The 9,772-nt window shown below is 46.9% G+C and carries 10 protein-coding genes; 1 reads left to right on the forward strand and 9 read right to left on the reverse strand.

The features are described from left to right. Positions 1 to 46 precede the first annotated feature (46 nt). The 4 genes from DWX91_RS14075 to htpG form a co-directional block, all read right to left on the reverse strand. Entirely contained in the window at positions 47 to 889 is an 843-nt protein-coding gene (locus tag DWX91_RS14075; protein ID WP_118473031.1) for a DegV family protein, read from the reverse strand. Positions 890 to 1,116: 227 nt separating this feature from the next. Beyond that, positions 1,117 to 2,184 (reverse strand): type II CAAX endopeptidase family protein, encoded by a 1,068-nt coding sequence (locus tag DWX91_RS14080; protein ID WP_182435089.1) that lies wholly within the window; start codon positions 2,182 to 2,184, stop codon positions 1,117 to 1,119. A 48-nt stretch (positions 2,185 to 2,232) separates the two neighbouring features. Beyond that, positions 2,233 to 2,499 carry a DUF2007 domain-containing protein gene (locus tag DWX91_RS14085; RefSeq protein WP_118539306.1) on the reverse strand — a complete coding sequence of 89 codons (267 nt, stop codon included), beginning with the start codon at positions 2,497 to 2,499 and terminating at the stop codon, positions 2,233 to 2,235. A 210-nt stretch (positions 2,500 to 2,709) separates the two neighbouring features. After that, positions 2,710 to 4,713: a molecular chaperone HtpG gene (htpG, locus tag DWX91_RS14090; protein WP_118539308.1), complete on the reverse strand. Its 2,004-nt coding sequence runs from the start codon at positions 4,711 to 4,713 to the stop codon at positions 2,710 to 2,712. Positions 4,714 to 5,069: 356 nt separating this feature from the next. On the opposite strand from htpG, the gene DWX91_RS14095 reads away from it, so the two are divergent. Further along, positions 5,070 to 5,564, forward strand: a complete 495-nt coding sequence (locus DWX91_RS14095) for a DUF5721 family protein (RefSeq protein WP_118539310.1) — start codon at positions 5,070 to 5,072, stop codon at positions 5,562 to 5,564. Between the two features lie 245 nt (positions 5,565 to 5,809). Here the strand turns inward: DWX91_RS14095 and DWX91_RS14100 are convergent, their stop codons facing one another. The 5 genes from DWX91_RS14100 to DWX91_RS14115 all read right to left on the reverse strand — a co-directional run bounded on the left by DWX91_RS14100 (position 5,810) and on the right by DWX91_RS14115 (position 9,508). Next, positions 5,810 to 6,103 (reverse strand): type II toxin-antitoxin system RelE/ParE family toxin, encoded by a 294-nt coding sequence (locus DWX91_RS14100; protein ID WP_117796877.1) that lies wholly within the window; start codon positions 6,101 to 6,103, stop codon positions 5,810 to 5,812. 3 nt (positions 6,104 to 6,106) lie between these two features. Next, positions 6,107 to 6,448, reverse strand: coding sequence for an AbrB/MazE/SpoVT family DNA-binding domain-containing protein (locus tag DWX91_RS14105; RefSeq protein ID WP_242995823.1), 342 nt, complete (start codon positions 6,446 to 6,448; stop codon positions 6,107 to 6,109). A gap of 404 nt (positions 6,449 to 6,852) precedes the next feature. Beyond that, positions 6,853 to 7,707: a M14 family zinc carboxypeptidase gene (locus tag DWX91_RS14110; RefSeq protein WP_243015240.1), complete on the reverse strand. Its 855-nt coding sequence runs from the start codon at positions 7,705 to 7,707 to the stop codon at positions 6,853 to 6,855. Between the two features lie 2 nt (positions 7,708 to 7,709). Continuing rightward, on the reverse strand, positions 7,710 to 8,024 hold the full coding sequence (locus DWX91_RS17625; RefSeq protein WP_243015239.1) for a hypothetical protein: 315 nt from the start codon (positions 8,022 to 8,024) through the stop codon (positions 7,710 to 7,712). A gap of 347 nt (positions 8,025 to 8,371) precedes the next feature. Then, the gene (locus DWX91_RS14115) at positions 8,372 to 9,508 is read right to left on the reverse strand and encodes a sodium ion-translocating decarboxylase subunit beta (RefSeq protein WP_118473035.1); all 1,137 of its coding nucleotides are present in this window, start codon (positions 9,506 to 9,508) and stop codon (positions 8,372 to 8,374) included. Positions 9,509 to 9,772 lie beyond the last annotated feature (264 nt).

Consider the following 9,772-nt stretch of genomic DNA (forward strand, 5'->3'; position numbering starts at 1 on the left):
TCCGGCGTTTTCCACCTTTCCAGCTGTCATCACCCACTCTTTCTCCCTACAGTGTCATAATGATTCCGCCGTCGCCCGCATATACGGTTGCAACGCCAGCCGTATTCGTGATCACTACCTCACGGAAGTTTGCCCGTTTACACATGTTCTCTTTCACGTGCTCAGCACGTTCCGGGTTATTACAGTGTGCGATCACCAGACGTTTGCTTGCGGTATCGCCGCCCTCTTTGCACGCAATCTCCGCCATCCGGTCGAGCGCCCGGGTCATGCCGCGCGCCTGATCACGCTTGATGATCGTACCGCTGTCCGCGCCCATAACCGGCTTGATATTCAGCGCCGACGCGATAAAAGCCGTCAAACCGGTCAGACGGCCATTTTTCTTTAAGAAATCAAGCGTCTCAATGACGAAATACGTGTTCATCGAATCCCGATATGCCTCCGTCTGCCTGCAGATCTCCTCAAACGGAAGACCTTTCTCGCACAGTTCCCGGATGAACAGCGCAATATTTAACTCGCCCGCCGACGCCGACAGGGAGTCAATGACTGCAATCTTCTTTCCATCCGTTCCGTTCTCTTCCTCATAAAGGCGTTTTGCCAAAGCCGCCGAGTTGTAGCAGCCGCTCAGATGGTTCGAAAGCGTTACCACGAAAATATATTCTGCCTCGCCCTCAAATGCTTCCTTGAAGCTCTCCGGCGATGGACACGCCGTCTTCGGGCACTCGGGACTTGCCTTTACCTTTGCCAGAAACTCCTTCTGGTTAAATGTCTCATCATCCGTTACCTTGTAATCCCCTATCTGCAGGGTCAGCGGAATCATCTGAAAATGCGGATCCAATTTCAGTTCCTCCGTCAAATCCATGCAGCTGTCACCAATAATTTTATATAACATAACGTCCTCCCGTTACGCAATTCACATCACGTAGTATTCATTACTATTTATTATAGTAATCACACAGTAGGAAGTCAAGCAGAATCCCGTGAAATACACGACAAACACATGAACAGTGTTACTGTGAATTCGCATTTAAATACAACTAATTCCTGCTGCCACCACGTTATCTTACGGCACTTTCACTTCCAAAAGTGCCTGCTTGTGAACAGCAACTGACCACCACATCATCTCGACAAGAAAAACGCCATCGTAATCAAACTTACCAGAATAAATGCCACTGTCCCGAGATTCCCATACATTGCTCCACATACATTGCGGAATTTCACACCCTCTGGGATTGCCCCATCGGACAGCCGGATTTTCCGGAAATTGAAAATCAGCAGAACAAACGCCCCGATGATCGTGCAGCCCATAAACCCGGTCATCAGAAACGTGATAAACAGCGGCAGCAGCGTATCCTGTGTTCCAAGCATCGCTATCACTAACGACCAGCTGTTGATCAGAATATGCAGCAGACAGTTATAACGCATCCGTCCCGTCTTCACCGCCACATATCCCAGAACCACGCCAATCACCGCTGCATAGAGAAACTGCGTCACATTTCCGTGCATCAGACCAAACATCAGCGCCGTGTAGGTGATCGCCGCCTTATCGCCAAAACGGCGCAATCGGTTTAAGAGTTTCCATCGAAAGATATATTCCTCAATAATGGGGCCTAAAAACCCTACATATAAAATCATTACCGGCGAGAGCGAATCCAGCATCTCGTTGACCGGGTTCATCGCGGATGCATCGCCGCCGCTACTTGCCGCCACCGCATCATTGATTGCATTTCCCAGCAGGTTAAAGATAGTTCCAAATCCCTGTGCCAAAATAAAAAACATACAGAACTGCAGGAAACTAATCTTCATTTTCTCTGCCCGTTCTTCCGGGACAAGGCGCAGAATTAAAAATACGAATGGAAGAACCAGCGCATAGATGATCAGCGTGCTTCCACCGTCTTCATACCACGCTGCATTTACCATCCGGTTCAAAAACGTACTGATCACGCCTCCGTCCGCCCATACGTTGCCAGCCACTTCCAGAAGTATGCTGACAAGCACCGTCATCACGCTGAAAAATGCCAGCGCCCAGCCGAGGACATTGCAGACACGGCGCACCTCGCGGCGGCAGGTTTTTCGGATTTGTTTCGGACTCTGAATCGCATTCTGCAGCTCAGGTTCCGTTTGCAGACCATTTTCTTCTGCCTCCCGCTGCCAAAGATCCGATTCATTCCATTTTCCCTCTCCCATTTTCTCTCCTTCGTCATTCAGGTCTTTCATTCCCAGAAAATACCTGTTTTATCTTCCGGCGCTTTCTATCACACGGCGCGCCTTTTCCTCCTCTGCTTTCTGCACATAAAACAGATATTCCCGTTCCGATGCCGCATTTTCTCCCGCACTTCCCAGCCTCGCCCGCTGATTGCCGGAAAGCACGCCCGATTTCAGACGGTTCTGCATCTTGACCTGATACTCAATTCCCGCCTGTTCCAGCTGCTCCCGGATCGCCGCCTGCCGTTTCATATCAAACGTCGCGCCAACCTGTTTCCATCCTCCGATTCCAAACATACACGCACCTCCCCGTCAAATCTGAAAAAACCTTGCTAAGTGCTCCTATTCTATCATAAATACTAAATTCGTGAAATAGTGAATCCCATTTGCTCTCTTATGACAGCTAATAAAAGAGCTGCCACATTTACGTGCAGCAGCTCCGTTATCATATCATATATGATATTTTAACATATTTTCCTATATAAAACATTCCTAAACCAGACGCCCTTAGTTCAGCATCATACCCATAATCTCATTCGACCGTGCGATAAACTTCGTCATGCGCTCCGGTGTCAGGGAACCGTGGCTGAGCTGTGCCAGGTCGTAGAGCTGTTCGCAGATCTTCGGCGTATTCTCGCCATCCGTGTGCTCTAAGACGTACTGAACGAGCTTGTTGTTCGCGTTGAGTACCAGCACCTGACCGCTGCCGCCAAACATCGACGCGTCCATGCCCATGTTGTACATCTTCATCATATCCTGCATACGGCGTGTTTCCTCCGACAGGGTGATCATCGAAGAAATCTCAGCATCCTTCAGCTTCTCAACCTTTACCTGCAGCTTATCATCGCCCAGTGCTTTCTTGAAGGTCTCTGTCAGCGTCTCTTCCTGTTTCTTGAGCGCTTCCTTGTCCTCTTCCTTCACTTCCTCGCGCAGCGTGTCATTGACATCGGCATCAATACGCAGGAATTTCAGGTTCTCATGCTTCTGCTCTTCCTGGCTGATGAATGGATTATCAATGCTGTGAGACATGATGATCGCATCCTGTCCGTTTGCCTTGAACATGTTGATGTACTGGCTCTGCTCTTTCTCATTTGTTACATAGTAGATCTGGTTCTCATGACCTTCCTCTTTCGCCTTATCCATGCAGTCTTTCAGCGTCAAATATTTTCCGTCCAGATTCTTGTAAATGATGTAGTCATCCATCTTCTCAGCAAATTTCTCATCCTTTAAGCAGCCAAATTTGATGAACGGAGCAATATCATCCCAATATTTCTCATATGTCTCCCGGTCAGTCTTGCACATACCGGTCAGCTTGTCCGCTACCTTCTTGGTGATGTAATCGGAAATCTTCTTTACAAATCCATCATTCTGCAGCGCACTTCTCGATACATTCAACGGCAAATCCGGGCAGTCGATCACACCCTTTAAGAGCATCAGGAACTCCGGAATAACTTCCTTGATATTATCCGCGATAAATACCTGGTTGTTGTACAGCTTGATGGTGCCCTCAATGCTCTCGTACTCCATGTTGATCTTCGGGAAGTACAGAATACCTTTCAGGTTGAACGGATAATCCATGTTCAGATGAATCCAGAACAGCGGTTCCTTGTAATCCATAAATACCTTGCGGTAAAATTCTTTGTATTCTTCCTCGGTACACTCGTTCGGATGCTTGTTCCACAGCGGGTGAATGTCATTCAGTGCCACCGGACGTTTCAGGATCTTATATTTCTCGGTTCTCGGAGATACCTCCACGGTCTCTTTTGTGCCGTCCTCTCTCTCCTTTTCCTCGGTCTTTGCTTCCTCGACCACCGTCTCAACGATAGTGTCCTTGTCGGTCAGCTGATCCTTCTCGATCGTCTCATACTCCGGCTCTGCCGTTGCATTTTTCAGGTAAATCTCAACCGGCATGAAAGAGCAGTACTTCTGGATGACTTCACGTGCGCGATACTCATTGCAGAACTCAGTGCTGTCTTCATTTAAATAAAGGACAATCTTGGTACCATTGCCTTCCTTATCGCCCTTATCCATCGCAAACTCAGTGCCGCCCTCAGACTCCCAGTGAACCGGCTCTGCGTCTTTCTTATAAGAAAGAGTATCGATCGTAACCTTGTCCGCTACCATGAATGCAGAATAGAAACCTAAACCGAAATGACCGATGATCTGGTCTTCGTTTGCTTTGTCCTTATATTTTGCCAGGAAATCCTGTGCACCGGAAAATGCGATCTGGTTAATGTACTCTTCCACTTCCTCGGCAGTCATACCGATACCATTATCCTCGACGGTGATCGTCTTGTCCTCGGAATTAACGGTAACCTGAATCTTATACTCCGTCTCCCCCGGCTCCTCATACTCGCCCATCAGCGCCAGCTTTTTCAGCTTCGTGATCGCGTCGCATCCGTTGGAAATCAGCTCACGATAGAAAATATCATGATCGGAATAAAGCCATTTCTTAATAATCGGGAAAATATTCTCGCTGTTGATTGATAAACTTCCTGTTTTTGCTGCCATATCTATACACTCCTTTTGATTGCAAAATACAGTGGATATCCGCTCCCGGAAATGGAGTCTGGCAGTTTCACTCTGCCGCGTCCAATCCTGCTATCCAGCTACATAAATATACGCTTGTAAAATTCTTTTTTTGTGATTTTCCATCACCGTGACTCTTATTTTAATACCAGCGTTCCAAGATGTCAATAGAAAATTAGCACTCATTTTTGTTGAGTGCTAATAAGATTTTAAAATTCTCCGTCTTGCCAATAAGAAGTCACTTGCGTCCCCTTCCCGCCTGCGATAAAATAGAATCTACGTTATTGTTTCTACATTACACAGAAAATAACGAATTTACCATCTCAGCGAGGACACATATGATTGCCTGCAATATCTGTGATATAAAATTATTTACCAAGAAACTGTTCATTGGAGAGACATTTGACCGCTTTCTGCTCAAGGAAGCGGAGATCGTGACGTTCAACACCTTCTCCATCGACGGACGCGTCCATAAAAGCTTTTATTCCGAAGAAGAGCGTGCCGAGGGGCAGATTGAAGAATATTCAACCTGGAAAACTCTGCGCCCGTTCTGTTTTTCCCTCATAAAAGGAAAAAAGCTTCCGGAGCGCTTCTCCATCATTTTGAAGCTTCCGAAAGCTGCCACCGAACAGTTTCTGACCGCCCGCAAAAGCCAATGGCTCCCGGAGCAGGTCGGCGGACTGTTCTTAAATATTCATTATGAAAATCAGCATTTAAGCTGTGCCACCGGGCTGTCGCTCAACCAATTTACGTTAGACAAGACGCTGGAACGCGAGTGGGACGAGTCGATCCGGACATTTTTGCGAAAAGAAGAGCTGCCGTTTGAGGAATAACGGCAGCCCTGTTTTATCGGGTGTTCAGTTGTACATCTCTAATTAATGTCCCTTTTGTGATTTTATATAAAATCGTATTTCAGAATTTGCAAACCATATTTTTATAAAAAGAATATATTTTCCATTTTGTATAATTTTAGTTTCCTGTTTTTGTCGATTTGTTCCAAAGCAAAGAGGGAAATGCTCAAAAATAGAACATGTCATTGTCAGTCTCTACTTTCAATCGCACGTTCTTTCCCAGTATGTCACTTTTTTATGTAACGCTTCAATTCATCATAAAAATTTTCTCTTGTTCCAGCCATAACAACGATTATCATTTCTCCATCTACCCATTCAACGGTATATGCAAGTTCATAATTCGTTTTATTATAATAGATATCATAACCATAAAACCCGGCTAAATCTCCAGTTTTTAGTTCCCCAACTGTATAATCTTCACAAATCTTATCAACTGCCTCCTGATAAAGTCTTTTTAACTTCTTGTCCTTCAGCTTCTTAATGTACTTTGCGGCAGGAGGATTAAATCGAACTGGCAGCATAAACTAATCCTCCATTCCAAAAATATCCTCATAAGTTGTATAATCTGCTTTTCCCTCTGCAATCTCTTCTGCTTTCGTTAGCATCGCCTCCGCTGCCGGTCTCATTTGCGCCTGACGCTTTTTAAATTCTGTCAGAAGTTCTTCTCCAGATAAACCTTCCCTGATCAGCTCTGCTAAAATCTGTTCTGCAAATTCACCGCCTGACGATACCTTAATAGGACGAATAATCAGCTCTCCATCACGCATCACACATTCTGCCTCATCCCCAAAACCGAGTAACTGATAAAACTTCTGTGGAATCGTCACCTGCCTTTTGGACGAAATACTGAGAATTTTCCGATTCATCTTTGTATTGCCTCTTTCTATTACCGATGTTGACATGCTTCACTCCCTCTTTTTTATTATATGTCTATTTTTTCTTTGTATTCTCGTTTTCTTGGTTTCTTTGTTCTTGGTTTTATTATAAGGATTTTATTCGTCAAAGTCAATCATGCAAAATTTTTCATTTCAAGTCGAACGTCCGTGAGACTTGACGCGTGATTCTGTCAGCGAAGCTGACATATTCCTATCAGAATCACTGCGCATCCTCGCGGAGCATTTTTTATTTCATAGGAAGAACTGATAACCCAAATAGTGAACCAACTCACAAACACTAACTCTTTATTCTTACACAACAAAAAAGGATGCACGACCACTTCCAACTCCAGTCGCACATCCTTTTTCTATCTAATCTTCATTTTATTCCATCATCAATGTGTCGCCACATAATATCCCAGCGTTGCCGGGACTGCCTTATTCTGGTTCCAGATCGCCGGATATTCCGAGAAAGATACCGGGCAGGTGGAACGTCCTACCTCGATCGTGATACCAGGGATGCCTGCTGCCTGCTGCAGCCAGTCCTTCAAGCCGCCGACGCCCTTGCTTCCAAGAACGGAATAACCATTCAAGGCATGAACAGCGTTTGCCAGCGCCTTGGACTCTGCCGCTTTCTGGTTGTTCTGCGTATCCCAGTAAATCACATTTCCCATCGCATGATAGTTGATAACCGCATTGAATCCCGTTCCCTGAATCAAGTTCGCGATTGCCTGGCTCTCCGGCTCTGACAGTGGGTTGGTTCCCTTATAACCATTTGCAGACGGATGGGTTAAAGACACATTGATTCCCTCCCAGTTTGCTGCAAAGTTATAGTTCAGATCGACACCGCGTGCATTCGCCTTCCAGCGTCTCATATACTCTTCATAGCTGACCGTTGTCCGGCTGGATGCCTTGTCCGCCGCGTACGCCGCCTGCATCGTCTGGCGCAGTTCCTCCGACTGAATACCATTCTCGCCCATCTGGCTGATCGTGACTCCATCCGGATTCAGCATCGGCACAAAATGAAATGCCACCTGTCCCAATATGTTAGAAAGCGGTTGCGTCATATAGGTACCATTATTCGTAAATCCAGCTGCCAGATACTCGAGCTGCTGCATCATCAGCGGTACAACGATATACTCTCTGGCATGAATCGCCCCCTGGAACAGAATCTTCTTGGATGCGTTCGGATTGCCGACAATCACATCGTAGATATCACGTCCGTCCGCCGATTTTCCGATCGATTTCACTGTCACCGTTCCCGGATAACGCTTGCCAGCGCCGAAATATCGTTTACCATCTGGCTATAGGAATACTTGTCCACCGGATTGACAACCGGATTGGATAACGTCTGATTATAATAGGAATTATCCGCCTGCTGTCCCGCATTCGCGTTCGTGGTTCCCGGACCGCCCGGTCCGATCACTGGTGCTGCCGCTGCCGGATCATCCGCCGGTCCTGCATACGCTGTAACTGCCGATAAGCTGCTGCACACAACTGACAGGGATAAACAAGTTGCCAAAGCGCCTTTTCGCAGCAGGCGCTGAATTTTATTTCGTTGACTCATTCTCATGTCTCCTTCTGGCCCTTTCAAACTCTTACAAACAATGTTTCTATTATAGATTTACCTCTGTCGAATGTCAACGAACTGCATAAAACTGAAAGAAAAAAGAAAGATACTTTTTCCAATTTATATTTTACTTTAACTTACCTAAAATCAGCACCACTGCCGTAATAATCAGGACAACGACGAAAATTCCCGCCATTCCTTTTCCCATAATTGCCAGCGAAATCAAAAAATTATTCCACATCCGATATTTTCCTCCATCTCAATCAGTGCACTGGCTGTCTCTTGATTTTTCATCATTCAAGTGCAGCCTTCCTTTTCCATTTTATCTGCCCGACAGACCTATATTACAAATACTGGCTTACCAGCTTAATGACCAGTCCGCCCGCGATGACCGAGGCGATCTGCCCCGATACATTGGCGCCGACCGCATGCATCAGGATAATATTTCCCTTTTCCTCCTCCATCGCCAGCTTCTGCACCACGCGTGAGGACATCGGGAATGCGGAAATGCCCGCCGCACCGATCATCGGATTGATTTTCGTCTTCAAAAACAGGTTCATAAATTTAGCAAACAGCACACCGCCGATCGTATCAAAGATAAATGCAATTAGACCGATTCCCATAATCAGAAGCGTGTCAATCCGCACAAACGCGTCCGCACGCATACTGAACGAAATCGTGATGCCAAGCAGCAGGGTAATCAGGTTTGCCAGCTCGTTCTGTGCCGTCTGGGAAAGTGCCGGAAGCACGCCGCACTCGCGGATCAGGTTTCCAAACATCAGAAATCCGACCAGCGCCACCGATGCCGGAGAAATCAGTCCGACAATGATAGTAACTACAATCGGAAATGCGATCTTGGTCGTTTTGGACACATTTTTCGGACTGTAGGTCATGTGAATCCGGCGTTCTTTTTTCGTCGTCACCAGACGGATCGCAAATGGCTGGATGATTGGCACCAGCGCCATGTAGGAGTACGCCGCCACCGCGATCGCGCCCACATAGTTGGAATGCATGATCTGGGAAACCAGAATGGAAGTCGGTCCATCCGCCGCACCGATGATTCCGATCGACGCCGCATCCCTGAGTTCGAATCCCATCAGCGATGCCGCACAGATCGCAAAGAAAATGCCAAACTGCGCCGCCGCACCAAATAAAAACATGATCGGCTGTGACAGAAGCGGTCCAAAGTCAATCATTGCCCCGATTCCGATAAAGAGCAGAATCGGAAGCGCCTCCGATGCGCTGATCGTCGTCTCAAACAGCCACTGTATAATACCCTGTGTCTCCCCGATGCCCTCCGTCACCTGGTTAATGACGCCGGATAATGGCAGGTTTACCATGATCGCGCCGAATCCCATCGGCAGAAGCAACGCGGGTTCGTATTCCTTTTTGACCGCCAGCCAGATCAAAAGCCCGCCGATCAGATACATCACAAACTGCTGCGGCGTGATCGCCATGACGCCTTCCCATAAAAATTCCATGTTGTTCCTCCTGTTAATTTTGTTTTCCTTCATAAATATTCTGTTTCCTGGAGCCCCTTGCCAAGATACACCTGCTCTGGCAGCTGTCTTTCTTCGCGCCAGACATGCATCCATGCGAGTGTTTTTGTTTCATAGGACACAATTTCCTATGAAACATGAAAAAGAATGTGCCTTGGCACATTCTCGCGCCGAGCGCGGTCGCTTGCGACATGTTTCTGCTTCGCGCGAGTGCGCATCCTCGCGGAGCGTTTTTTGTTTCATAGG

Origin of the sequence: Clostridium sp. AF22-10, assembly GCF_003478725.1 — a bacterium.
GTDB classification, from domain to species: domain Bacteria; phylum Bacillota; class Clostridia; order Lachnospirales; family Lachnospiraceae; genus Otoolea; species Otoolea fessa.

What these genes read in the sequence shown, in the direction of transcription:
- DWX91_RS14075 (WP_118473031.1), bottom strand. Translation starts at nt 889, where the DNA reads ATGTTATATAAAATTATTGGTGACAGCTGCATGGATTTGACGGAGGAA.
- DWX91_RS14080 (WP_182435089.1), bottom strand. Translation starts at nt 2,184, where the DNA reads ATGGGAGAGGGAAAATGGAATGAATCGGATCTTTGGCAGCGGGAGGCA.
- DWX91_RS14085 (WP_118539306.1), bottom strand. Translation starts at nt 2,499, where the DNA reads ATGTTTGGAATCGGAGGATGGAAACAGGTTGGCGCGACGTTTGATATG.
- htpG (WP_118539308.1), bottom strand. Translation starts at nt 4,713, where the DNA reads ATGGCAGCAAAAACAGGAAGTTTATCAATCAACAGCGAGAATATTTTC.
- DWX91_RS14095 (WP_118539310.1), top strand. Translation starts at nt 5,070, where the DNA reads ATGATTGCCTGCAATATCTGTGATATAAAATTATTTACCAAGAAACTG.
- DWX91_RS14100 (WP_117796877.1), bottom strand. Translation starts at nt 6,103, where the DNA reads ATGCTGCCAGTTCGATTTAATCCTCCTGCCGCAAAGTACATTAAGAAG.
- DWX91_RS14105 (WP_242995823.1), bottom strand. Translation starts at nt 6,448, where the DNA reads ATGAATCGGAAAATTCTCAGTATTTCGTCCAAAAGGCAGGTGACGATT.
- DWX91_RS17625 (WP_243015239.1), bottom strand. Translation starts at nt 8,024, where the DNA reads ATGAGTCAACGAAATAAAATTCAGCGCCTGCTGCGAAAAGGCGCTTTG.
- DWX91_RS14115 (WP_118473035.1), bottom strand. Translation starts at nt 9,508, where the DNA reads ATGGAATTTTTATGGGAAGGCGTCATGGCGATCACGCCGCAGCAGTTT.